Here is a 22,192-nt window from a genome sequence, read left to right on the forward strand (position 1 = left end):
AAGTTACTTCCATTCAAGGTTGTTGTCATTGTTCATAATATCCCAATGATGTTTAAAAAGAGACCATTGAGTGCCTTTATGTAAATTACCATCGCCATTTTTGGTATGTTCATAGTCCATGATGCTGTCAGTATAACCTTGTGAGAAGATTAATCCTACCTCATCTTCAAAAGTATGCGATAACCCAAAACTATGCCCCAGTTCGTGAATGAGTGTATGAGTATCACTTTGATTAAATAGCACACAGACATTTCCCCAATGATTGCATACTCTGTCTGTATGACAAGCGTTGTAACCATCGGTTACTTCATGCTTTTGAGCAATCCCTGCCAATTGACTATCAAATCCAGCAATGGCATAATCACTAAATATAAGATGTGTATGTTTTTGATAATTTTTGCTATCAGCATATTCTTTTATTCCTGATAGTAATAATCTGTGCAACCCAACCAAGTCTTGCATTATACCCACCAAACCCCAAAATAACACTTCAAACCTTCTTCGATTGTATCAAACTCTGACAAATGACTTCTAAGTCATCTCTTAATCGTTGCCCAAGTTTGCTCTATTGGGTTTAGCTTGGGTGAGTAAGGTGGTAATGGTAAGATGATGTGTTTGTATGGTATGTTATTGATAAGCGCTTGCAAGTGTTTCATTCTGTGAAATCTTGCATTGTCTAAGATGATGATACAAGGCTTGCCTGTTTGTTTGGTGTGATTGTTAAGACAAGGCAGTAGCATTTGTTCAAACCACGTTTCAAACAAAGCACTTGTCATTGTATTGTTGTAGATGAGTGGAGCAATCAGGTTTTTGGCTTTGCCCCCTATTTGTCCTGCCACTAAGGAGACTCGTTGATAGCGTCTGCCACTGACTTTATCATAGGCTCTTTGACCTTTTAGGCTTCTTGCATGAGTACGGTGCAAGTAAGTATCAATGCCTGTCTCATCTATATAGACAAGCTCGTAACCTTGTTTGGACGTAGCTTGTAGTTGTGTTAATTTGTCTTGGAAGTCTTTGACTTTGTTTGGGTCTTGCTCTTTATAAGTTGTGGTCTTTTTTTTAAGAGTAATGTTCATTGCTTTGAGTGCTTTATGGATTGCCATATCACTACACCCAAATACTTCACCAATTTCACGTAGGTATTTGTCAGGATTTGCTTCTACCTAAGCAAGAAGCTCTTTTCTGTCAAACTTTCTGGGTCTGTTGGTGGGTTTTTTACAAGACAAATTGCCTGTTTCTTTAAGTTGTCGTCTCCAACGAAACACGGTGTGTCTTGATACACCAAAAGCTTCTATAACAAGGTCAATGTTCTTGCATTTGTCATCATAAGCCAAGGCTTTTTGTCTGATTTCTAGTGAATAAGCCATATAAGTAGTGATTGGTGAATGGTGATGGAGATATGGGGATAATTGGTGTTGTTTTAAGGTTTGTTGGTTATACAACCCAACCGCAACACCAAATAACATAAAGAAGCGTTCATCAATTTAATGTATTATTAAGTCACCACACAAAATAAAGCATTAAAGAGCATGAACACTTCTTACAAACATCTTAGCATAGATGAGCGTGAAAAGATAATGGTTTTGTTATCTTTGGGTAAATCTATGGGTATAATTGCCAAACAATTAAACAGAGCCAAGTCCACCATTTGCCGTGAAATCAAGAGAAATGGCGGTGTTGACAATTATTTGGCAATCAAAGCAACTTGTCTTTACCAAACAAGAAGACAAGCCTGTCGCCCGAGCTTAAAGCTCACCAATCCGTATGTATTTAACTTGGTACAAGACAAGCTATTTAACCATCAATGGTCGCCTGAGCAAATACAGCATCGCTTAGCCCTTGAAGGTAGCCAAATAACGGTGAGTTATGCAACCATCTATCGGGGTTTGTATCAAGGCTTGTTTTGTTACTTTGGTAGATAGATGTAGTCGTTTTTTAATTTGCACAACCGTCAAAGCCAAAAAAGCAACCTTGGTCAGTCAAGCCATCATCAATGCCTTAGTGAATCAGCCTGTGCATACAATCACACCAGATAGAGGGAAAGAATTTGCCAAACATCGAAAAATAACAGACCACTTAAAAGCAACCATCCACTTTCCACCACCAAGACAGCCTTGGCAAAGAGGAAGCAATGAAAACACCAATGGGTTATTAACAGAATATTTCCCCAAAGGGTCTGATATTAACCAGTGGGACAATCAATACATACAAACAAAGGTCGCCAAACTCAATCTGCGACCTAGAAAATGTTTAAATTGGCGAACACCTTATGAGGTCTATTATCAAAAGGTGTTGCAGTTAGTTTGATGATTCAAGGGTTAAATTGGGTACGGATTTGTACGAGCGAATTGCAATTCGCCCGTACGGTTTAATGGTAAATCCCATATCGTTTTGAAGTTTATAAATTATAACTTTTCGCCAATGGAATTTTATTAAAACAACTTAAATGTTTAATGCAATCTTATCAATTTTATTTACCCAAAAATCCTTATTTTGATTTTGAGCACAAAATAAACCCCACCACAATAAATTAACCACACTCTCTGCAATAAATGGGATAATTCGAAATGATAAGGTATGATGTGGGATAGGGTATTTGAAAGAGCGTTACACTAGGTGAAACAAATTGACAGGTCAAAAACTTTTTTGAGATGAGAAAAGGTGGGTGTCATCATTCGCCTTATATACCTTCCTTATTTTAGCACATAAGGCAGTATAAATACTATGGGGTTTTATTTAAGGAAAATAAATCAATCCAAAATCTCTAAACATGCCAAGCCTTCCAGCATAAAGTTAATATACTTTTTGGTTTGGTTGAGTGCTGGCTTATGAGCCATAATAAAGACTTGATGTGGTTTTTTACTAACCAACTTTCTGATATTTTCTATGCTAAACCTGGTTAGTTCTGTCCTTTCAATCAATTCCTTTGAAATAAATATTGTTGGTCTTATGGCACATCCAGCACTTTCTTTGAGACTTAACAAATCCTTATCACTCAATGTATCGGCAAATCTAATAAGAAAATCGCCACTGTTTATCTCGTTTATCCAAGCCTTGCCATAATAAATACGCCAGCAATCATCTTCAAGCTCTGATAAATCTTGCCCTGCTATTTCAATAAAAATGTCTTGTAAACCCTTTCTTTCTTGAAAGGGTATTGGCAAAGTCAAAAGATAGTTCTCTTGATTTAAAAAAGCAGACACAATAACAGACAGTCTTTGTCTGCTATTTACTTTTCTTTTGTGGGTGTTATTATTCTGTTTTGGGCTGTGTCTTTTGATTGATTGCAAAGAGTTACGGTCTAAGTCATCATCGTACTGCTTTTTTGGTGCTGGTTCTGTTAGGTCAAATAGGATTTCACCACTTTGCACATTTTGATAATGACTGTCATTATCTGATTGGTTACGGGTAATCTTGGCAAGGTTTTCTTGTCTGCCTAACTTGCAATCAATCTTGTGATTTTCTACTGAGCGAAAGTGTGGCTCTACTTTGCGTTCGTTTTTAGGTTTGGATAGATTGACACAAGTTACCGCTATGCCACACAAAGGGCAAGTAAAATTCTTTTGGCTTGCAATCTTGCCAGCCTGATACGCAATATCAGCGTCTTTGGGATTGATGACTTTTTGTAAATCCAATGAGTAGGCGTTAGGTAAGGTCATTGTAGTGCCTGGTGGTTGCTAATTTGAAATTTATCATAGCAATTTTTAAGAAATGGCACAAGATGGATAAAGTGGCAAAAGGTTTAAAAAGTGCCGATGTCGACACATTTGAAAATATTGGACAAAAGCGACGATGTCGTCGTTTTATCTCTGTTTTTGGATTAATTCAATAAGGTAATGCTGGCATTGCTTTTGACCATCGTTAGCTTTTAAATGTGCCACTGGCGGTACATTTAAGACTGGTAGCGGTTATCACTTCTATAAATTACCCGACGTCGGGTAATTTAGAAAATGAAACAGTCTTTCAAATGTCCCGCTGGCGGGACATTTGAAACAGCGTTTTAAAAAAATCAGATAAGAACAATAATTACATAAAATGGACGCCAGCGTCCATTTTAAACATTTAAAATAGCGGTCAAAAATGGTCATAACCGCCTTCATTAGCATTGTTGAGAGTTGAACCAACATTCAATAAAAAAAGAGTATAATAAAGCTTGTCTTTTATGTTTGCAGACATCTGCGAAACAGTCATCAAAATTATCAACCAATAGCAAAAATCCCGACATCGGGATTTTTGGGTAAAAGTGACGCCAGCGTCATATTTGAAATGTTAGAAAAGTTCCGCCAGTGGGATTTTTATAAATCGGACGATGTCGTCCGTTTTGATAAAATGCTGAGCAAAAGCGACGCTGGCGTCGTTTTTATAAGTGGTTTGATTTTTGAAACGCTGTTTCAAAGGTAACGACATCGTTACCTTTGAAAGGCTATTTCATTTTGACGTTAGCCTCTTAAAATGCACGCTGTCGTGCATTTTGGACAATCTTTTAAATCGGAAAACGTTTTCCGATTTGCCAATAAAAAACCGCCCCAAAGCCTTAAACATCAAGGCTTTGGGGCGGTAGCGAGAACGCTTAAATGAAACCAACCGTTGCACTTGTTGGCGGATGTATTATAGCCCAAAATGGGGAAAAGCGAAAACGGTTTTCGCTTTTAGACGGTGATTTTTTAAACCTGTTTGAGAAAATTTGAATCAAAAAGTAAAAAATGCTTGACAATGTCCCATAAAATTAGCATAATGATTGTGTTACTGCAAAATCAGTAGCCAGCCGTGAGAAGCTGAGTATTAACAACAGGCTAGCAAGCCGTATTTGTCATTATCGCAGTCTACAATGATTGCTTTATGTAATGATAAGCGGTTTTTTGTTTGCACCCCTTTTATACCTTTTCTTTTTATGGTGGATAAGGGGCAAGGCGGGCTTATGCTCGGCTGGTGTCTGTTGTGCCAGTTTCTCACCCTTGTCCTTTATCCATCGCCCTATACGTGAGAAATATAGAGCGGTATTTTACGATACAACAGAAAAGGTAATCCCTATGACCACTTCCAATCATTCCCATTCTGGCAATCCTAATTTTAATAGCACCAGTCAACACCCCATCAGACCAAAGCCAAGCTGTGTTTGGCAAAATGGGCAATGGCTACTTAACGACGAAGCCTACAATCACCTTTTGAATGTGCGTGATACTTTGCTTGCATTTAGTAGCTATGCTCGTATCAATAACGATAAATGCAGTGATGCCCTATTAAACACTTTGGGTATGCTATCGGACATGATGACCAGCACCCTAGAAGCCCAAGAGTCCTAGTCAATATCGTTGCAATCCTTTGATTAAAACCGCCTAAAAATACTTTTGGGCGGTTTTTGTTTTTAAAGTATTTTCTTAAAACGTTTTCATGGAGAGTTTGTCGCCTGTTTTTGTAAAATGTTTTTAAAAATTTGGCAAGCCTTTTAGGTCTGCTTGATTTTTTTGTTATTTTATTTATCACTTTTTAAGGTGTTTTATGAGCAAAATCAATGCACAAGATGAACAGCAGTACGAAATGGTGATGGCAATCTCAGAATTTTTAAAAAATGAGAAGCTAGTCGCCAATGATTGTGATGGTGTGGCAATGCGATTGTATGAATGCCTGCAAAAGGTTTTTGGTGGTTGCAACATCTATTTTAAAAAAGGTGTTGTTGGGCAGGCGGACGAAGAAGGTCGGCAAATGCTGATAGACCAAGACAGAGGGCTTAGTATTCATCAAATTGCCCAAAAATATCAAAAGACCTGTCAATCCGTCTATAAAAAACTCTCAAAGGCACGAGCAGAAAGACGCAAGCAAAATAATGAAAACTTTGGAGCTTTATAAGGTGGCAAACAATGAATAACTTAGAAGTAAAACGCTTTCAAATTTCAAGAACGGGCGTGCATACAGACAGTAACGGCAATGAACATACTTTTTCTGATACGCTATTTAATAAACTGGTAACACGATTTAATCAACTGGCAAATCATGGTAATCAACAAACACCCTTATATCTTGAACATCCCCAAAGCAAAGCTGATAATGACCCAACACGCCATCAAAGCTATGGTTATGTGTCTAGCCTTGAATTGGATAATGGGCGATTGTATGCGGTGGCGTGGGTTAATCGTGAGCTTATCAATTTGGTAAAAAGTGGGCAATATAAGGCGGTATCAGCTGGCTTTATGAAAGTGGGTGATGATTTGTGGCTAGACCATGTCGCTTTTGTCAAAAGACCTGCGGTAAAAGGCATGGAAGTGCTTAGTTTTTCAGAGCATTCTTTTGTGCAAAACTGTGTAACAGCATTGGTAAATACCCATAATTTTAATGCTGGCAATACCATTCATGAAAATGCTTTGTCGTGGATGAATGCTTTTAATACTGATTATGAAACAGCAGTTATTTCGGTGATGCGTGAGCAAGCAAATACTGCTAATTTTTCAAAAAGAAACAGCAATAACCAATCCTATCAGTTGCACCAAAAAGCGTTAGCTTACCAAGCCCAATACGGCGTAAGTTATGAAGTGGCGGTGCGTGAATGTTTAAAACAAGGGGCTACTCTATGAGCAAATCAACCATTAAAAATGATATTGCTAAAATTAAAAACGAAATTCAAAAATGGCACGATGAATTAAAGCAGTTGAATCAAGAAAAATCAAGCTATGAAATGCAAATCAAAGAACTTGAAATGATGCCTGTAAACCGTGCGGATTTTGGTGTATTGCTGAAAGAATCTATTGCACAAGAAGCAAATAACTACACCAAAAACATTGCTCAAAGCCTATTGCAACCTGAATTTTCTGATAAAGAAATGCAAGAAAAGCACAATGGATTTAAGGCAATGAATGAAAGAAGTCTTAAAGACTTTGAGTGGTGCAAGAATAATCAAAGATTTGAATGGTTGTTTAATGCTTTTCGTAGCCATAAAAACATAATCACACCAAGCAATAGCACAGAAACAAGGCAAATGTTATGTTGGTTAATACCTGATGTGGTGTATGAAAAAACCATGCACATTATCAATACCGAAATAGGCGACGAATGGGGGAATGATGATTTACCAAGCATTAGTGAAAGATATGAACTAATTTTATCATTAAAGGAGAAAATTAGTTCATGCCAAAATCGGATTGATGAATTACAAGGGGTTATTGATGAGATGAGTTCAATAACAATTAAGCCTGAAATTTAAGTGAAAAAAACACCTTTAATGTAAAAAATTAAAGGTGTTTTTTGTTTTGTGTCATAAATAAATTGAAATGCCTTTACACCAAGTGAAAGAAAAATTTTGTTTGTTTTATTGCAAACATTTGATAGTTTTATCGTGTTGCGTAACAACAAAACGCTTCAATGACCTTAAAGACATTATCGCCAAATCCACCAACATTTAACACATCATTGCCATTTTTGGCTTGGGAAGAGGTATAAGGCTGTAAATCCACGCATATTAGCTTGGCATTAGGGCAACGCTTTTTTAAAATTCGCCATTCTTTCATCATTTGTGTGCCACGCCCAGACTGCTCGTCCGCCCACGATTCATTGTCCGAAAAATAAATCATCACATCAATCTTTGCTTTTTGGCGATTTAATTCGGCAAGCGGTAAGGCGGTGTGTGTTCCGCCCCCGCCAAACTTGGCAAGCCGTTCGGCTAAGGCAAGCACATCAACGGCAGGCGGTGTTTGGGCGGTGTCCGCTTTGCCAAAGGCGGATTTTAGGCGTACACTAAAAGGTTTTTTGCCTGTGATTTGACTAATATTATCATTAAAATCAATCACTTGGTGCAAACGGGTATCAAAGGGCATAATCATCGCTGTGGGGTTGGCAACCTTCATCGCAGACGCAAACAAACTTGCCACATCAATGCACCGCACCTGCGATGTCGCCCCACGCCGATAGCCCATTACGGGCGAGTGCATAGAGCCTGACACATCTACGCCGATGGCGATTTGCCCGTCAAGGCGTGGCACATTGGCAAGGGCGTGGCTCATCGCCGTTTTTAGGGCGTTTTTGATGACGGCAGGAACATCATCGCCCAGAGCCTGCCAAGTGGCGTAAAGCTGATAGGGAAAGGCACGGGCGTGTTTGACCGCCTGCTCGTCCGCTAATTTATCCGCCAGCATTTGCGCCATACCGTCCACGCCAAACACGCCGTGACGGACAAAGGTGTTTAAATTCATTCGCACCATTTGCCACGAGCCTTGTTTGGCAAGGCCTGCCCAATGCTCCGTTGTCAAATCAAGCGACATCAGCCACTCAATGGGCAAGTCGGGCAAGGGCTGTTGGTTGTCCTTTTGAAAGTCAAGGAGCGAGCGAGCAAGGGGCGGTAAGTGATTGTAATTAAAGTCTTTTTGCAACGCCCATTTGATAAGGGCTTCGCTCTTGTCATCAAAAGGTTTTGGGTGGCTTAGGCGAATGACATCTCTTAGGGTGGGTTTATTGCCGATATTGGCGTTAATAAATTGTCTGTCGCTAGCGGTAAGTAACCACTCATTCACCAAATTTTTGGCAAAATTACCCAAACTTTTACGCCCAACCGCCCCGCCCCGCATTACCTGAACAAAGTTTCTAAGCTGTTTGCCATTATTGACAATGTCCTTAAAAATGGCTTTGGCAAAGGGCTGACCGTCCGCCTTAACGCACAAAATCGCCAAAAGCACAACGGGCGTGTCTTTCATCAAGGCGTGCTGACGGGCGTATAGGGCAAGTTTTGCCAAAAATGCGTTGTCAATTTTGTGTGCCAAATCAATGACTTCGCCAATCTGCTCGCCCCCTGTGACATAAAAAGTCTGGTTAAAAGTCCCCGTACACACAAGCTGAGCAAGGGCTTGTTTGGGGCTTAACTCGTACGCCTTGCCCCCTTGGTGGTTGGTGGTTTGGGGGTTAAAAATGTTGGTGTTCATAACCAATCTCCATTTATGAAGTTATACAAAAAGATAGAAAAATTTGGTGGACACGACGGGATTCGAACCCGCATCTGTGCTGTTACTGCCATTTTTAGTCGTACAGCCGAGCAGTCTTATTGGAAACGCGCGCCAGTAGTAGACCATTTGCCATAGCCAGTACCTGCATCTGCAACCGTACCAAGACCCCCGCTTGCGAACAACACCCAGTTTTACCCAGACTACCCAAGACCCAATCGTTTTTGGTAGCGTCGCCCCCTGTATGACAGCGTGCCCGTATTTATCATTATCCAAATCTTGTGCCAACTTGGGAAATTTTGGGAAAAATAGTTTTTAAGTAATTGATTTTTAATGGATTAAAATTTTAACATTGGAGAAATTTTAGTATTGGCTTGTAAAAATTTTGGGAAAAATCTATAATATTAGATAGATTTATATTTTTTTATTCTAGGTAATTTTAATGGAAAATTTAGAAAATGATAAAATCACAACCCAAAATCAAGGGCGTTTTGATGATGTTTTTGGCATTTTAACCGCCACAACAGGGGCGAGTGTTGAAGAAATGAACGAAGCCATTATTGAAAGTGCGTGTGAATTTAACAAAGATTTGGAAGATTAATAATGAAAAAATCGGTCATGCTTGGCTTTTTGGGTACGGTGCTGGACGATGGATTTAGCCAAAGACGGCACGCCAAATGGCGACCGAATGTCAATGTGCATAGGGTAATGGCGTTTGACCGTGTGGAGCTGTTTATTTCGCCAAAATATCTGGCACTTGCCGAGCAAGTGGTGGCGGACATTAAGGAGATTCGCCCAGAAATCACGGTCAATTTGGTGGATATACCCCTTGACAATCCGTGGGATTTTGGCGAAGTGTATGAAAAATTAGCAAGTTGGGCGGACAGCTATCCTTTTGATATTGAACAAGAAAATTATTTTACCCACATTACCACAGGCACGCACGTTGCCCAGATTTGCCTGTTTTTATTGGTGGAAAGCCGCCAAATTCCAAGCCTACTTTTGCAGACCGCTCCGCCCAAAGACAGCCCTTGCCAAGTGGAGACGATTGATTTGGATTTGGCTCGTTATGATGCCCTAGCCAGTCGCCTAAGCAAGGTCAAGGACGATGCGGTGCGGTTTTTGAAAACCGACATTGCCACCAAAAACCCCACCTTTAACGCCCTAATCGGGCAAATTGAACAAGTGGCGATGGGTTCAAAGTCGCCCATGCTGATTATGGGGGCGACTGGGGCGGGCAAATCGCAACTGGCACGGCGAATTTATGAGCTTAAAAAGGCTCGGCATTTGGTGGCGGGGCGGTTTGTGGAAGTCAATTGTGCAACTTTGCGGGGCGATATGGCGTATTCGGCTCTGTTTGGGCATAAAAAAGGGGCGTTTACGGGGGCGATGACGGCACGGGACGGCTATCTTTTGACCGCTCATCAGGGCGTGCTGTTTTTGGACGAGATTGGCGAGCTTGGGGCGGACGAACAGGCGATGCTTTTGACTGCGTTGGAAGACAAACGCTTTTATCCGATGGGATCGGATACGCCTGTACACAGCGATTTTTGGCTCATTGCAGGGACAAATAAGGATTTGAAAGCGTGTGTGCGGGCGGGAACATTTCGGGAAGATTTGTACGCCCGTATCAATGTTTGGCAATACACCCTGCCCGCCCTAAAAAACCGCAAGGAAGACATCGCCCCCAACATCGCCTATCAGCTTGACATTGCAGGCTTTGAGCTTGGGCGGAAAGTGCGGTTTGGCAAGGAGGCGTATGAGCGGTATTTGGCGTTTTGTATGAGTGATGGGGCGGTTTGGCGGGGCAATTTTCGGGATTTATCGGCGAGTATTTTACGCCTTGCGACTTTGGCAAATGATGGCAAAATCAATGAAAAATTGGTTAATGATGAAATTGGGCGTTTAAAAGAATTATGGGCGGACGATGATAATCAACTTGACAAAAAGTCCAATATTAATATTAACCCCGAATTGTTAAATAAAATCAATGCCCAACATTTAGATGAATTTGATAAAATGCAATTATTAAATGTCATTAAACTTTGCCAATCCCACCCCACGATGGCAAGTGCAGGACGGGCATTGTTTAATCATTCACGGCTGGATAAGGCAAGTGGTAATGATAGCGATAGATTAAGGAAATATTTGAGGAAGTTTGGGGTGAGTTGGGGGGAGATTAAGGGGTAATTTGGGGGTGTAAGGTGCGTAATACGCACCTTACAAATCAACAAAGAACCACATTTAATTTTCTTTCTTTTAAAATATCAACAATGATGTCTTTTTCTTTAAAATTACTTTCATTAAAATCACACCAATAGACAGTAATATCCTTAACGCCAAAAATATCAAAACAATCATCAAATCCATCTAAGTCAGAACCAAAATACCCACCAATACCCACCAATACCCACCAATTGTTCAGAAAAATAACATAAAAATGAATTTTTGCTTTGTATGTCTTTGCCAGAAATGTGAATGGTTTGGTTGTATTTATGATGTTTTCTATTATAATAATAACAAGCCCTTAGCCACTCATATTTTTCTTGTTCTGAATAATTAATCCAGCACTTTTGTTGTTGTTTTATCATCTTATTTATGTGATACAATAATTTATCATGAGAAATCCCACTTTCATCATTGATAAAATATTCTTCCAATAAAACTTTCATGTAATGCTCCATTTTACAGCAAACATTCTTCACTAACAAAAAGAAACACAAAAACCAAAAATTAAAGTGTTTGCCTTATCAATTAAAAATCAACCAAAAACCAAATTGATAAAATTATGTTCGTATAACTCATTGTTTTTATCAATACAAATTTTACTGACAAATAAATAATCAATCCAATCCGTATTTGGCAATAGGCTATTTAATTCATTAACAATTTGGGTTTCTGATTTTTCTTGAAAAATTTTTTTAATAAATCATTTACCAAAGAAATCACATATTGATTTCTTTGGCACTCATCGGACAGCTGGTATTCTTGAATTTTTTCAAAAAAATTTATGGGCAATAAAACCACCATCTGAGTCAATATAATCATTACTCCAAAAGATATAACCACTCCATTTTGGGTCAATAATCAATTTATCAAGTTCATGATGTATTTCATTACCCCGCTCTTCGCTATGATTACCACCCACAAGTTCATTAATTAACTGTGTAATTTTTTCTTTTTGAATGGCGTTCATAGCTTTATCCAATCATTATCACAAATCACCCCAACACCCCCTGCACACCCTGCCAACCAACCTTCACCCCAAGTCCGACCAGCACCCACAGGATAAGTGTGCGAAATTTGGCGGACGGCAGGCGTTTGCCAAGCCTTGCCCCGATGACAATGCCAAGCACCGACAGCACGGTTAAGCCGATTATCATCGTCCAAGTTTGGGTAGGCACTTCTAATAAAACTTCTTTTAAAACAATGGCTTGTACCAATTTATTGACAAAATAACACAAATTCCCAACTTTGATAATCGTGTCCTTATCATCGGTCATTGAAAGTAGATACATCAAAAGCACGGACGACATCGCATTGGTTGCCCCGCCGACCACGCCTGCCACAAAGCCAATCACCACAAGCGATGTGGTGGTGTTGGGTAGGACGATTTTTTTACCCATCAGACTCGTTGTGGCATACCACAGCACCACCACCGCCAAGGCAAGCATCAGATAAGCAGAATTAACCACCAGAAGCAAATACGCCCCCAACGCACTGCCAAGAATGGACACCACGACCAGCGACCAATATTTTTTAAGATAAAAAGTGGCGTTGTGCCATACACCGCCTGAGCCACCGACCCACGCAATCAGATTAAGCACCGCCGTTGGTACAAGAACAAGGACAATGGCAGAAGTCAGCCCATAGACCCCCGACAACGCCCCAATGGTAATCAGCGGAAAGCCCATACCCGCAATGCCGTGTAGTAGGCTTGCAATGATAAATAATGGAATAAGCCAGAGTTCAAATTTCATAAAAATCCTTTTAATAAAATATTAGGTAGTAATCCAAAAAGTATGCTATAACAAAAACTAAAAAGACAACTTGCACAAAAGTTGGTAATTTACGGTTATGAAGACACAAATTACCATTACTTGCCCAAGTTGCCTGTCGGTTAGTATAAAGAAAAATGGCATAGAAAGCTATGGCAAACAGAGCTATTTTTGCAAAGATTGTCATAGACAGTTTGTTCATCATTTACAGCTTACTGACAAAGGTTGTCAATCTTACATCAATGACAAAATACGCTTAATGTCAGCTTGTGGTTGTCGTATTGCTGACATTGTGATACTTGAACAAGTCAGTAAGGGTAAAGTATTTAGCGTGCTTGCAAACAGTAATCACCAAATCAAACCAAGACAAAAGCATTACAATACCTTAAAGATAGATGAGTTTAGGTATGAGTTTTAACAAAATTGCTTGTGATGATTGGGACAGCTTTCTTGTTGCTTTTAAGCACTCTATCAAACAAGTGGGCAAACGCTTTACCGTTGGTATTGAAGGCAACAACACAAGGCTTAGAGCCTTTGTTAGGCGAGCATTTAGAAAAACGTGTTGTTTCTCTAAAAACCTAACCAATCATCTTAAAGCATTTGACTTGGTGTTTCATTATATCAACCATGGGTGGGTGTAGCATACTTTTTGGGCTAGAGACAAATATTAAATTACCCACCCAACAGCTCTCCAATACACCCCACAAGCCCCTTAGCAATGTTATCCTTACTCATTTTTGCCAAATTGACCTTATCAAGCCCATATTCTGACGCAAAAAACACCGTCATCGCATTGTCATCAGACCCAAAGCCAATCGTCTTATCCGAGACATCATTGACTGCAATCATATCCAAATTTTTGGCGATGAGTTTGCCTTTGGCATAATTTTCCACATCGTTGGTCTCGGCAGCAAAACCAACGGTCAAAAGGTGCGGATAAGTAGTGGAAATTGTCGCCAGCACATCGGGGTTTTTGACAAGATGCAAGGTTAAGCCGTCATTATCAGCGGTTTTTTTGAGTTTTTGCGTGGCGATATTGGCAACCTTAAAATCCGCCACAGCCGCCGTAGCGATAAAAATATCCGCCTTTTCACAAACCTGTAAACACGCCTGTAACATCTCGTCCGCTGTGCCTATCGTGCGTTTTTGCACCCCCAAAGGCGTGGGTAGATTGACCTTCGCCCCTGCCACGATGATGACTGTTGCCCCTGCGTTCACGCACGCTTTTGCCAGAGCATAGCCCATTTTGCCTGTGGAGTGGTTGGATAGGTAGCGGACGGGGTCAATGGGTTCTAGCGTTGCCCCTGCCGTGATGACGACCGTTTTGCCCGCCAAAGTTTGGGCGGTGCTTTGAATGGTTAAAAATTGGTCAATCTGCTCGCATAAACTCTCTGGCTCGGGCAATCTACCCGCCCCGACATCACCACACGCCTGCTCACCGCTGTCGGGGGCAATGATAGTAAAGCCAAAACGGGCAAGTTTGGCTAAATTATCTTGCACAATGGCGTTGCCCCACATCGCTTGGTTCATCGCAGGGGCGAGCATTACAGGGGCGGTGGTGGCAAGAATGACATTGGTGACAAGGTTGTCCGCCAAGCCGTTTGCCAGCTTGCCAATGGTGTTGGCACTTGCAGGGGCAATGACGACCAAATCCGCCCATTTGGCAAGCTCAATATGCCCCATTCCTTTTTCGGCTTGTGCGTCCAAAAGCTCGGTGTGGACTTCGTTGCCCGTCAAGGCTTGGAGAGTCAAAGGCGTGATAAACTCACAAGCCGAAGGGGTCATCATCACACGCACTTGGTGTCCGCTTTTGATAAGTAGGCGTGCCAAAATGGCGGATTTGTAGGCGGAAATCCCGCCTGTTATGGCAAGTAGGATATTTTTGGGGGTCATTGGCTTAAAGGTAAATTGAAAATGGGCTATTTTAGCATAAATTGGCGGTGTTTGCCATTTGGGGGGATTTTATTTATAATGGGAATAAATTTTTGGGAGCAATCACAATGCAAGTTACCGCCGTTATTCAAAATAATACTTTAATCATTCCTAATGTGGATTTGTCGCAGTTAAAGCTATTGGCTGATGAAAATGGATTAATTTGTTTTGATTTACCAATTTTGGATAGGGTTAAACCCACCCAAGCCGAAATACCCAAGCCAAGCAAAAAACTGTCTTTGGCTGAATTGTTGGCAAAAAAGACCATTAAATCCGATATTGTAGCAACCGTTGAAGAAATGAATGAGAGTATTGGGCAAGTGTATGCTAATAAAATAAATTAAAGAATTGAGCGTAAGGTACGTATTATGCACCAATTATAAATAATCTCAAAATCGGTGCATAATACACACCTACGGCTTGTGGTATTTTAGGGTTAATTTGTTATATAGTCGTATTTATTAATGACTTGTCATTGTCAAATTGCAAATCATTTGCTTGTGATGACTTTTGATAAAAAAGCGTCTAAGTATTTGAATTTTGAACTATTGGAGTAACTTATGAAAAAGTTGGCAATATTATTTTTAATATCACTAATTGGCAGTTTGTCCTTTTTAACCGCCAACGCCAAAATTGTCAATTCTCTTAGTGAAGTACCAAAAGCCATCACAAGCAAAGAAATTCAAAATCACTATGACGAACAAATGCACGGCATTTTTAAAGACCAATTTTCGGCATTGTCTCGTCAAAATAAAGATGTAACGCCTTTTTAAAATTGATTGGACATTCTACCGATACCGAAAAATTAGCGTTATTGGGTGTGCGTGCTTGGAATAACAATCAATACATCATTACCGCTTGTTCTTATCATCAAGCGGTTGATTGGCAATATGAAGAACACACTCTTTATGCCAATTGTGAAAGCGATGATTTGGCGATGATTACATTGGCAGTTGCCCAAAAAGACAATAATGGGCAATGGCAATTATCCGCCAAACCTTATCAAGAAAAATTTAGCCAAACTTTTAATGAACAAAAAATCAATCAATCGTCTTTTGCCATTAACAGCATTATTGATGACAATAAAACCATTGGCACTTTGGATAGAATAGACACCGCCAATTATCAATTAAATGACAGCACAAAAGCATTTGGCATACGCTTTAAAACTTTTGCAGGATTTTCAGGCGGTGGGATTAGCAGTCAAGCGATGACTTTATTTGCGGTGATTAACGGTCAATTAACACCCATTTTAACTGCTCCCACTTATTATTTTGAATACCTTGCAGGCAGTTGGAATGATGACGGCACTCGCCAGCACCATATTGAACAATCGGAACATATTTTAATTTTATCCAAACAAAAAACCAAAGGATTTTATGATATTATTTATAAAGAAAAAGGCAAGGCAAAATCAGCAAACATCATTTATCGTTGGAATGATAAATTATTAGAATACCAAAGCAAATAATACTACGCACCATTTAATTTTTTAAGTTAAGTGGTGCGTATTATAGCCATTTTTACAAATCAAAAGAAAACATATTTCACCACCATACAAAAACACACCACCACAATCACAGGGCGGATAAATTTTGCCCCGCCTTTAACCACAAAATGACTGCCCAAAAATGCCCCAATGATTTGCCCGACCATCATCACAAGCCCCACCACCCAAACAATCTGCCCACCAATGATAAAAAATATCAAACTGGCAAAATTGGTGGCAAAGTTTAACAGTTTCGCCCGAGCGGTGGCTTGTATCAATTCACGCCCACGCAAAACCACCTGCGACAGACTAAAAAATGTCCCCGTTGCAGGTCCAAAATAGCCATCATAAAAGCCAATCAAGGGGGCAATGGTACGCTCGTAAGTTTTTTGGCTTATTTTGGGGGCGGTTTGTAATTTGCCCAAATTGGGCGAAAACAGCGTATAAAGCCCCACCAGCCCAATGACAAAGGGCAACGCCTTTTTTAGAAAATCAGGGGGCGAGAGCTGTACTAAAATCGTCCCTACGCCTGAGCCAACAAAGGCAAAGACAAGAGCAATTTTCATCATTTTGGGGTGAATCAGCCCCTTTTTTATCATTGCAAGGCTTGCCGAGAATGACCCTGCACAGGCTTGTAATTTGTTGGTGGCAAGCACCGCCACAGGGTTCATGCCTGTCAAAAGCAAAGCAGGAATGGTCAAAAGCCCGCCCCCGCCTGCAATGGCATCAATAAAGCCTGCAAATAACGCCACAAAAAAGAGTATGGAAATAAGCTGAGTGGTGAGTTCCATGTCATTAGCCCAAAATTCTTATTTTAACAAAAAATGACTGAATTTTGTAAATTTATGTTAAAATGACGTGTTTTTTGTTTAAAATCATGCTTTTGCACATCATAGGACTTGTTATGTCAAAACTTTTTTCATGGTATTTTAAGCCAAATTTATTATTAAGAATCCTAATCGGCTTAATCCTAGGCTCAATTTGCGGTATCATTTTTCAAAATGCCCAAACCGCCATTAGCATTTTATCGCCCATTGGCGAGCTGTTCATTCGTCTGTTAAAGATGATTGTCATTCCTGTCATTGCGTCCACGCTCATCGTGGGGGCAAGCTCAATCACGCCTGCCCAGCTTGGGCGTATCGGCATAAAAACACTCATTTATTATACCATTACGTCCATTTTTGCCATCATCATCGGGCTTGGTGTGGGCAAGCTCTTTAACCCTGGTTTGGGACTAGAACTCATCGCCAACACCGCAAGTGAAGGCAAAACCGCCGAAGCTCCAAGCATGCTTCAAATCCTGCTTGAAATCGTCCCCACCAATCCAATCGGCGTGATTAGTAGCGGTCAAGTTTTGCCCATGATTTTCTTTTGTTTGATATTTGGCATTGCTCTTGCCTTTGGGCGTGATAGCGATGATGAGAATGTCAAAAAAAGCTCGGACACGGTGTTTTATTTTGTGGACGGGGTTAGCCAAGCGATGTTTAAGATTGTCGGTTGGGTCATGCAGTACGCTCCGATTGGCGTGTTTGCGTTGATTTTTATTGTTTTTTCAAAAAATGGGGCAACCGCTTTTGGCTCTTTGGCAAGCGTTACAGCAACCGTTTATGTCGGCTTTATCATGCAAATCCTACTGGTGTACTGCGTGATTTGTGCGTTAATGAAACTCTCCCCACTTGTCTTTTTGAAAAAAGCTCGCCCTGCCCTTATCACAGGCTTTGTAACCCGTTCATCAGGGGCAACCTTGCCTGTGTCTATCCAGTCATCGCAAAACATGGGCGTGCCTAAGAACATTTATAGCTTTGGCTTGCCTGTCGGCTCGACGATGAACATGGACGGCACGACTGTATATCTTGGCGTGTGTGCGATTTTTATCGCCAATGCGGTGGGTGTACCGCTTGACGGCTCGCAAATGCTGACCATCACGATGACTGCCGTGCTTGGGGCGATTGGGACAGCAGGTGTGCCAGGAGCAGGGGCAATTATGCTACTTATGGTGCTAGAATCCATTGGCTTGCCTGTGGAAGCTGGCTCGGCGGTGGCGATTGCCTATGGCATGATTTTGGGCATTGATGCCTTGCTTGATATGGGACGCACCGCCCTAAACGTTGGGGGCGACATCGCAGGGGTGGTAACTGTTGCCAAACAAGAAAATACGTTGGATAAAGAAGTGTGGGATTCTTGATTGTTGATATTTGAAAATCAAAAATAAACACAAGATAGATAATTAACCCAGACAGGTAGGATAAATGTGGGAAATGGTGGGAACGACTGGGTTAGATTAGGATAGAGTTTGAAGTAGCATTGCATAGTGTGCAATAAAAAAGGCTTTGATGATTTTGAGTGTCAAACTTGAATTTATCAAAGCCTTTTTTGTTGTTAGGAAGTAATTTGGGAAAATAAGTCAGGTTGGGAGCGGTCTTGGTACTCTTTTCGCATACGGGCTAGGATTTCATAAATATAGGGCAACGACAAATTAAATTTTTGCACCAGCTCAAAATGATTATCGACCTTAAACGCTTCCCAAATCGCCAAATCCCTCTCGTGGTATTGCCAAGCGTTGTGTTTGGTAACATAAAACATAGAACCGCCCCAATGCTGGGCAAGGCGGTTGGCAAGCTCACCTGCGATTTGGTTGGCAGTCTGTTCATCAAGATTTGTGGTGTGGGTAATGATTTGTGTGCCAAAGGAGCGTAAATCGGTAAAAAAGTTCTCGGCTTGGGCATTAAATTTGCCCTTTCGTTTGCTGTCGGTCATAAAAGCACCTTTATTTTTGTTATTTCCCACATTTTAGCAAAGAAAACAACGGTAATAAAAGGTAACTGCCACAAAAAAGCCACGATTTTTTGTCGTGGCTTTTGTTTGGGATTATTTTAGTTTTGGGGGTTTGGCGGAGCAGTATCTTCCGTTGTTTCGGCTTGTTTTTCCAATCGCTCCAACCATTTTTTAAGGCTTTCAATCACACGGCTTGCTTTGTGGGTAGGTAGCCACGCCAATAAATCAATCCCAGTTTGGCGTTTGACATAAGCACACAAGGCTTTTTCGCTCGGGTCTCTTACCGCTCCAAGATTGTGCAAGGTGAGCCAAAGGTGGCGAATAAGTTTGGCTTGGGGGTCTTTGTCTTGCTTGATTTTACCTGCTGACTTGGGGGCGGTGGGGGTAAAGCCAAGCTGTTTTAGCCTTGTCATCACCTTGTTTAACTCACCCAATGTCATTTCTTTTGTGCTGGTCTTGCCTGTGGTAGTTTCCAGAAGACTGCGGTAGGTTTCATCATCAAGGCACAGCTTGGATTTACCAATGTGGATAAGCTGGACAAGTTTTTTCTTTTTGTCGTAGGGTTTTGTGGTTTTTGTTTGAGTGCTTTGGGTCATTTTATGCTCCAAATGATTATTAAAAAAGCGTTTAAAGCGACTTTTAACCCACTTTAAACGCTTTTGTTTACCTAAGAATGGTTTAATTTACAGCTTCTTTTAACCCTTTGCCTGCTTTAAAGCTCGGCACTTTTTTGGCTGGCACTTGGATTTTTTCGCCTGTCTTTGGGTTACGGGCGGTGCGGGCTTTTTGGGTACGCACCGAAAAAGTACCAAAGCCGACCAGCATCACTTCATCGCCCTTTGTCAAAGTATCGCTAATGACGGCAAGGGTTGCGTCAATGACATTTTTGGCGTAGAAACTGGCATTGTCTGTTTTTTCGCCGACAGCTTGAATAAGTTCTTTCTTGTTCATAAGATTTTCCTTTTAAAGTGGTCTGTTGGGACAATGACAAGGCGACCAACTCTTGCCATTGTTTTGGTTTTCTTTAAATTTAAAGGTTGGCAAAATCAAGACTAATCTGCTGATATTTACCGTGTTCATCTCGTTCATAAAACCGCATATATTCTTTTGATGAGATGACTTGGGTGGCGTCTGAGATAGCCGTCATTGCTTTTTGCCATTTGTCATCAACGATATTTAAGCTACGCAGGGATAGTACTCGGCGGATGTTAATTTTGCCTTCTTTGTCCACGGCAAAGGCGTTATCAATAATGGCTTTGATGTTGTCGTTGCTGTCGGCTGTCCACTCACGCAGACATTCGTCAATGAGTGATTTGGCAACTTGCAGGCGTTCGTCAAAGACTAGGTTATCTTGAATGGCAATTTGTACTTTGTATTTGCCGTCAAAGCTCATTAGGGTAACATTGCCCTTTTTACCGCCAATTTGGGTATCGTACTCTTGGGCGGAGAGTTCCACAAAATTGTGAAATTCACCAAATACCTGCCCTTTGATTGACCGCATTTGGATTTGTAGGCTGATGGCTTGCCCCACAAGTTTTTTGACGGTTTCGTCTCTTAGTTTGTCAATTTCTTTAATCTTATCCACAGGGATAAGGTGTCCCTTGTCATTCAGGCGGTAGCCTTCGGGGACGGTTACAGGGGTATGGGTAGTCATAAATTTACTCCGATTGTTTAAAATCACAATGCCAAATAACGGCTTTGCAGGGTGTTGGCGTTCAGAAATAACGCCATTTTCATTAGATGGTCATCATTGTCTTTGTTAAGTTCAAATAACTCATCTTTGGCTTGTCCGATTGCATTTGCCAATTTTTCTTTGTCAAGGTTGCCATTTTTGACAAGAATTTGAATGGCTTCGTCCAAAAGTAGCACGGGAGCGGACAGGCAGTCTGTGGCTACCATCTTGCCAAAGCGATTGTGGCAAGCAATATGGCGACAGGCGTGTTTGAACGCTGGCTTGGGCGGATTGAAACCCAGCTTGACGACTTTAAGACAAACACGCCTGATTATGATAGCCTTAAAAAAGAAGAGCGGATTGTTGGTTTTCGCAAATTTAACACAGGCGAAAGTTTTCAAGTGGCGGTATTAAGTGAAGAGCAACAAGCCATTTTGGACGTGCAAACTCGCACGGTGCTGTTTAGTGAATACGATGCTCTAAAACAGGCAATTAGTCGGGACGGCAACACAGGTTTTGATGCCAGTAGTTATCATCAAGTGCAACATTTAATAGATAATGCCACGCTGATTGTCCGAGAATATGATAAGAAAAACGAAACCTATCGTCAGCAGACGACTTGGGTAGAAGGCTTTAATGCGGACGGCAAAAGATACCTTGCCATCATTCATCAAACCAAAACAAATGATGAAGTGTATTTAAAATCTTACCGCCTAGACAGGGCAAGTGATGAAAAATTGAAAAGCAAGGGTATGGTATTGTTTGAAAAACAATCCCGAGAATAAAAAAGAGCAATCAGAAGAACGCTACCCAATTCTTGATTTGTTAAAACAAATCCCAACACGCCAGAATGCCAATGGCAAACACGGAAGTCGGTAGACTACAACTTTCCTAAGGGCTGATTGCTCTGTTATTTTACCACAATCAAAAGGCAATAGCAATGCTTACAGTAGAAGTGCAGGGGCTAGAAACCGTCCAAAATCAGTTAAGACGACTTGCTGAGCGTGGGGCAAACCTTACGCCCTTACTTAAAAATATGGGCGAGCAGGTCTTAAACAGCACCCAAGAACGCTTTGAAAGTAGCACCGACCCTGACGGCAACCGTTGGGCGAGCAATAGCCCTGTTACCTTTGCACGGCTTTTGGGCAGTCGCCACACCAACAAGAGTGGCAAAATCAACGCTCGTGGTGTGTCCCGTGTGATGAGCAAAAAGCCCCTTATCCTAAGCTACACCCTGCAAGGCTCTATCCGTTATCAGCTCAACGGACAATCAGTAATGGTTGGCACAAATATGGTCTACGCCAAGATGATGCACTTTGGTGGAACAAAATCCGCCTTTCCCCATTTGTGGGGCGACATTCCTGCCTGACCATTTTTGGGGATTAGTACAACCGATAAGCAGGTT

General features: G+C 41.0%; 26 protein-coding genes and 3 pseudogenes. 14 read left to right on the forward strand and 15 right to left on the reverse strand.

Features of this window, described 5'->3' with window-relative positions; genetic code table 11:
• Positions 1-3 precede the first annotated feature (3 nt).
• Positions 4-462 (reverse strand): zinc-dependent metalloprotease family protein, encoded by a 459-nt coding sequence (locus LP107_RS12005; RefSeq protein ID WP_078275076.1) that lies wholly within the window; start codon positions 460-462, stop codon positions 4-6.
• A gap of 77 nt (positions 463-539) precedes the next feature.
• Positions 540-1,367 (reverse strand): annotated as a pseudogene (locus tag LP107_RS14355) (IS630 family transposase); the annotation flags it as partial.
• 162 nt (positions 1,368-1,529) lie between these two features.
• Here LP107_RS14355 and LP107_RS14510 point away from each other — a divergent pair.
• A pseudogene (locus LP107_RS14510) lies at positions 1,530-2,307 on the forward strand (IS30 family transposase).
• A 443-nt stretch (positions 2,308-2,750) separates the two neighbouring features.
• Here the strand turns inward: LP107_RS14510 and LP107_RS12025 are convergent.
• Complete coding sequence (locus LP107_RS12025; RefSeq protein WP_112742657.1) at positions 2,751-3,659, reverse strand: hypothetical protein; 909 nt, start codon at positions 3,657-3,659, stop codon at positions 2,751-2,753.
• A gap of 1,371 nt (positions 3,660-5,030) precedes the next feature.
• Between LP107_RS12025 and LP107_RS12030 the strand changes: the two genes are divergently transcribed.
• The 4 genes from LP107_RS12030 to LP107_RS12045 all read left to right on the forward strand — a co-directional run bounded on the left by LP107_RS12030 (position 5,031) and on the right by LP107_RS12045 (position 7,195).
• On the forward strand, positions 5,031-5,303 hold the full coding sequence (locus LP107_RS12030; RefSeq protein ID WP_112742658.1) for a hypothetical protein: 273 nt from the start codon (positions 5,031-5,033) through the stop codon (positions 5,301-5,303).
• 196 nt (positions 5,304-5,499) lie between these two features.
• The gene (locus tag LP107_RS12035) at positions 5,500-5,847 is read left to right on the forward strand and encodes a Mor transcription activator family protein (protein WP_112742659.1); all 348 of its coding nucleotides are present in this window, start codon (positions 5,500-5,502) and stop codon (positions 5,845-5,847) included.
• 11 nt (positions 5,848-5,858) lie between these two features.
• On the forward strand, positions 5,859-6,569 hold the full coding sequence (locus LP107_RS12040) for a hypothetical protein (RefSeq protein WP_112742660.1): 711 nt from the start codon (positions 5,859-5,861) through the stop codon (positions 6,567-6,569).
• Positions 6,566-7,195 (forward strand): hypothetical protein, encoded by a 630-nt coding sequence (locus tag LP107_RS12045; protein ID WP_078275074.1) that lies wholly within the window; start codon positions 6,566-6,568, stop codon positions 7,193-7,195. The genes LP107_RS12040 and LP107_RS12045 overlap by 4 nt, the downstream gene beginning before the upstream one ends.
• A gap of 127 nt (positions 7,196-7,322) precedes the next feature.
• Here LP107_RS12045 and LP107_RS12050 read toward each other — a convergent pair whose 3' ends face one another.
• Positions 7,323-8,903 (reverse strand): vWA domain-containing protein, encoded by a 1,581-nt coding sequence (locus LP107_RS12050; protein WP_078275073.1) that lies wholly within the window; start codon positions 8,901-8,903, stop codon positions 7,323-7,325.
• 460 nt (positions 8,904-9,363) lie between these two features.
• On the opposite strand from LP107_RS12050, the gene LP107_RS12055 reads away from it, so the two are divergent.
• Positions 9,364-9,522 carry a hypothetical protein gene (locus LP107_RS12055; RefSeq protein WP_158079710.1) on the forward strand — a complete coding sequence of 53 codons (159 nt, stop codon included), beginning with the start codon at positions 9,364-9,366 and terminating at the stop codon, positions 9,520-9,522.
• 2 nt (positions 9,523-9,524) lie between these two features.
• Positions 9,525-11,111 carry an RNA repair transcriptional activator RtcR gene (rtcR, locus tag LP107_RS12060; protein WP_078275072.1) on the forward strand — a complete coding sequence of 529 codons (1,587 nt, stop codon included), beginning with the start codon at positions 9,525-9,527 and terminating at the stop codon, positions 11,109-11,111.
• Positions 11,112-11,148: 37 nt separating this feature from the next.
• On the opposite strand, the gene LP107_RS12065 is transcribed toward rtcR, so the two are convergent.
• From LP107_RS12065 to LP107_RS12080, 4 genes are all read right to left on the reverse strand, one after another.
• The gene (locus LP107_RS12065; protein WP_158079709.1) at positions 11,149-11,325 is read right to left on the reverse strand and encodes a barstar family protein; all 177 of its coding nucleotides are present in this window, start codon (positions 11,323-11,325) and stop codon (positions 11,149-11,151) included.
• Complete coding sequence (locus LP107_RS12070) at positions 11,297-11,593, reverse strand: hypothetical protein (RefSeq protein ID WP_078275071.1); 297 nt, start codon at positions 11,591-11,593, stop codon at positions 11,297-11,299. Before LP107_RS12070 ends, LP107_RS12065 begins: the two co-directional genes overlap by 29 nt.
• A 326-nt stretch (positions 11,594-11,919) precedes the next feature.
• On the reverse strand, positions 11,920-12,117 hold the full coding sequence (locus LP107_RS12075) for a hypothetical protein (RefSeq protein WP_228157714.1): 198 nt from the start codon (positions 12,115-12,117) through the stop codon (positions 11,920-11,922).
• Between the two features lie 25 nt (positions 12,118-12,142).
• A complete protein-coding gene (locus LP107_RS12080) occupies positions 12,143-12,901 on the reverse strand; it encodes a sulfite exporter TauE/SafE family protein (RefSeq protein WP_078275070.1) in 759 nt (252 codons plus the stop codon).
• Positions 12,902-12,998: 97 nt separating this feature from the next.
• Here LP107_RS12080 and LP107_RS12085 point away from each other — a divergent pair.
• Positions 12,999-13,560: pseudogene (locus LP107_RS12085) on the forward strand (IS1 family transposase).
• Between the two features lie 31 nt (positions 13,561-13,591).
• On the opposite strand, the gene coaBC reads toward LP107_RS12085, so the two are convergent.
• Positions 13,592-14,812 (reverse strand): bifunctional phosphopantothenoylcysteine decarboxylase/phosphopantothenate--cysteine ligase CoaBC, encoded by a 1,221-nt coding sequence (gene coaBC, locus LP107_RS12090; protein ID WP_264676082.1) that lies wholly within the window; start codon positions 14,810-14,812, stop codon positions 13,592-13,594.
• A 107-nt stretch (positions 14,813-14,919) separates the two neighbouring features.
• Between coaBC and LP107_RS12095 the strand changes: the two genes are divergently transcribed.
• The 3 genes from LP107_RS12095 (at position 14,920) to LP107_RS12105 (ending at position 16,322) form a co-directional block, all read left to right on the forward strand.
• Positions 14,920-15,195, forward strand: coding sequence for a hypothetical protein (locus LP107_RS12095; RefSeq protein WP_264676081.1), 276 nt, complete (start codon positions 14,920-14,922; stop codon positions 15,193-15,195).
• A 216-nt stretch (positions 15,196-15,411) separates the two neighbouring features.
• Complete coding sequence (locus LP107_RS12100) at positions 15,412-15,624, forward strand: hypothetical protein (RefSeq protein ID WP_078274815.1); 213 nt, start codon at positions 15,412-15,414, stop codon at positions 15,622-15,624.
• A gap of 2 nt (positions 15,625-15,626) precedes the next feature.
• On the forward strand, positions 15,627-16,322 hold the full coding sequence (locus LP107_RS12105; protein WP_264676080.1) for a hypothetical protein: 696 nt from the start codon (positions 15,627-15,629) through the stop codon (positions 16,320-16,322).
• A 59-nt stretch (positions 16,323-16,381) separates the two neighbouring features.
• On the opposite strand, the gene LP107_RS12110 is transcribed toward LP107_RS12105, so the two are convergent.
• Entirely contained in the window at positions 16,382-17,131 is a 750-nt protein-coding gene (locus LP107_RS12110) for a TSUP family transporter (RefSeq protein ID WP_078274817.1), read from the reverse strand.
• 113 nt (positions 17,132-17,244) lie between these two features.
• Between LP107_RS12110 and LP107_RS12115 the strand changes: the two genes are divergently transcribed.
• Positions 17,245-18,525, forward strand: coding sequence for a dicarboxylate/amino acid:cation symporter (locus LP107_RS12115; RefSeq protein WP_112742664.1), 1,281 nt, complete (start codon positions 17,245-17,247; stop codon positions 18,523-18,525).
• A gap of 194 nt (positions 18,526-18,719) precedes the next feature.
• Here LP107_RS12115 and LP107_RS12120 read toward each other — a convergent pair whose 3' ends face one another.
• From LP107_RS12120 to LP107_RS12140, 5 genes are all read right to left on the reverse strand, one after another.
• Positions 18,720-19,097 (reverse strand): Mor transcription activator family protein, encoded by a 378-nt coding sequence (locus LP107_RS12120; RefSeq protein WP_078274818.1) that lies wholly within the window; start codon positions 19,095-19,097, stop codon positions 18,720-18,722.
• Positions 19,098-19,213: 116 nt separating this feature from the next.
• On the reverse strand, positions 19,214-19,711 hold the full coding sequence (locus LP107_RS12125) for a gp16 family protein (protein WP_078274819.1): 498 nt from the start codon (positions 19,709-19,711) through the stop codon (positions 19,214-19,216).
• An 82-nt stretch (positions 19,712-19,793) separates the two neighbouring features.
• Positions 19,794-20,066 (reverse strand): HU family DNA-binding protein, encoded by a 273-nt coding sequence (locus LP107_RS12130; protein ID WP_078274820.1) that lies wholly within the window; start codon positions 20,064-20,066, stop codon positions 19,794-19,796.
• Positions 20,067-20,145: 79 nt separating this feature from the next.
• A complete protein-coding gene (locus tag LP107_RS12135) occupies positions 20,146-20,769 on the reverse strand; it encodes a DUF3164 family protein (protein WP_078274821.1) in 624 nt (207 codons plus the stop codon).
• A gap of 23 nt (positions 20,770-20,792) precedes the next feature.
• A complete protein-coding gene (locus LP107_RS12140) occupies positions 20,793-21,014 on the reverse strand; it encodes a hypothetical protein (RefSeq protein WP_112742665.1) in 222 nt (73 codons plus the stop codon).
• A 15-nt stretch (positions 21,015-21,029) separates the two neighbouring features.
• Here LP107_RS12140 and LP107_RS12145 point away from each other — a divergent pair, with 15 nt between their 5' ends.
• Together LP107_RS12145 and LP107_RS12150 are read left to right on the forward strand one after the other, a co-directional pair.
• The gene (locus LP107_RS12145; protein ID WP_162860442.1) at positions 21,030-21,572 is read left to right on the forward strand and encodes a hypothetical protein; all 543 of its coding nucleotides are present in this window, start codon (positions 21,030-21,032) and stop codon (positions 21,570-21,572) included.
• Between the two features lie 155 nt (positions 21,573-21,727).
• Entirely contained in the window at positions 21,728-22,156 is a 429-nt protein-coding gene (locus LP107_RS12150) for a phage virion morphogenesis protein (RefSeq protein WP_112742667.1), read from the forward strand.
• Positions 22,157-22,192 lie beyond the last annotated feature (36 nt).

This window comes from Moraxella bovis (assembly GCF_025985205.1).
GTDB classification, from domain to species: domain Bacteria; phylum Pseudomonadota; class Gammaproteobacteria; order Pseudomonadales; family Moraxellaceae; genus Moraxella; species Moraxella bovis.

Bases quoted from the DNA above. Each gene is read 5' to 3' on its own strand.
- LP107_RS12100 (WP_078274815.1), top strand. From the start codon at position 15,412: ATGAAAAAGTTGGCAATATTATTTTTAATATCACTAATTGGCAGTTTG.
- LP107_RS12075 (WP_228157714.1), bottom strand. From the start codon at position 12,117: ATGAACGCCATTCAAAAAGAAAAAATTACACAGTTAATTAATGAACTT.
- LP107_RS12080 (WP_078275070.1), bottom strand. From the start codon at position 12,901: ATGAAATTTGAACTCTGGCTTATTCCATTATTTATCATTGCAAGCCTA.
- LP107_RS12130 (WP_078274820.1), bottom strand. From the start codon at position 20,066: ATGAACAAGAAAGAACTTATTCAAGCTGTCGGCGAAAAAACAGACAAT.
- LP107_RS12115 (WP_112742664.1), top strand. From the start codon at position 17,245: ATGTCAAAACTTTTTTCATGGTATTTTAAGCCAAATTTATTATTAAGA.
- LP107_RS12095 (WP_264676081.1), top strand. From the start codon at position 14,920: ATGCAAGTTACCGCCGTTATTCAAAATAATACTTTAATCATTCCTAAT.
- LP107_RS12035 (WP_112742659.1), top strand. From the start codon at position 5,500: ATGAGCAAAATCAATGCACAAGATGAACAGCAGTACGAAATGGTGATG.
- LP107_RS12135 (WP_078274821.1), bottom strand. From the start codon at position 20,769: ATGACTACCCATACCCCTGTAACCGTCCCCGAAGGCTACCGCCTGAAT.
- LP107_RS12125 (WP_078274819.1), bottom strand. From the start codon at position 19,711: ATGACCCAAAGCACTCAAACAAAAACCACAAAACCCTACGACAAAAAG.
- LP107_RS12110 (WP_078274817.1), bottom strand. From the start codon at position 17,131: ATGGAACTCACCACTCAGCTTATTTCCATACTCTTTTTTGTGGCGTTA.
- LP107_RS12005 (WP_078275076.1), bottom strand. From the start codon at position 462: ATGCAAGACTTGGTTGGGTTGCACAGATTATTACTATCAGGAATAAAA.
- LP107_RS12025 (WP_112742657.1), bottom strand. From the start codon at position 3,659: ATGACCTTACCTAACGCCTACTCATTGGATTTACAAAAAGTCATCAAT.
- coaBC (WP_264676082.1), bottom strand. From the start codon at position 14,812: ATGACCCCCAAAAATATCCTACTTGCCATAACAGGCGGGATTTCCGCC.
- LP107_RS12030 (WP_112742658.1), top strand. From the start codon at position 5,031: ATGACCACTTCCAATCATTCCCATTCTGGCAATCCTAATTTTAATAGC.
- LP107_RS12120 (WP_078274818.1), bottom strand. From the start codon at position 19,097: ATGACCGACAGCAAACGAAAGGGCAAATTTAATGCCCAAGCCGAGAAC.
- LP107_RS12040 (WP_112742660.1), top strand. From the start codon at position 5,859: ATGAATAACTTAGAAGTAAAACGCTTTCAAATTTCAAGAACGGGCGTG.
- LP107_RS12070 (WP_078275071.1), bottom strand. From the start codon at position 11,593: ATGAAAGTTTTATTGGAAGAATATTTTATCAATGATGAAAGTGGGATT.
- LP107_RS12150 (WP_112742667.1), top strand. From the start codon at position 21,728: ATGCTTACAGTAGAAGTGCAGGGGCTAGAAACCGTCCAAAATCAGTTA.
- LP107_RS12055 (WP_158079710.1), top strand. From the start codon at position 9,364: ATGGAAAATTTAGAAAATGATAAAATCACAACCCAAAATCAAGGGCGT.
- rtcR (WP_078275072.1), top strand. From the start codon at position 9,525: ATGAAAAAATCGGTCATGCTTGGCTTTTTGGGTACGGTGCTGGACGAT.
- LP107_RS12140 (WP_112742665.1), bottom strand. From the start codon at position 21,014: ATGGTAGCCACAGACTGCCTGTCCGCTCCCGTGCTACTTTTGGACGAA.
- LP107_RS12045 (WP_078275074.1), top strand. From the start codon at position 6,566: ATGAGCAAATCAACCATTAAAAATGATATTGCTAAAATTAAAAACGAA.
- LP107_RS12050 (WP_078275073.1), bottom strand. From the start codon at position 8,903: ATGAACACCAACATTTTTAACCCCCAAACCACCAACCACCAAGGGGGC.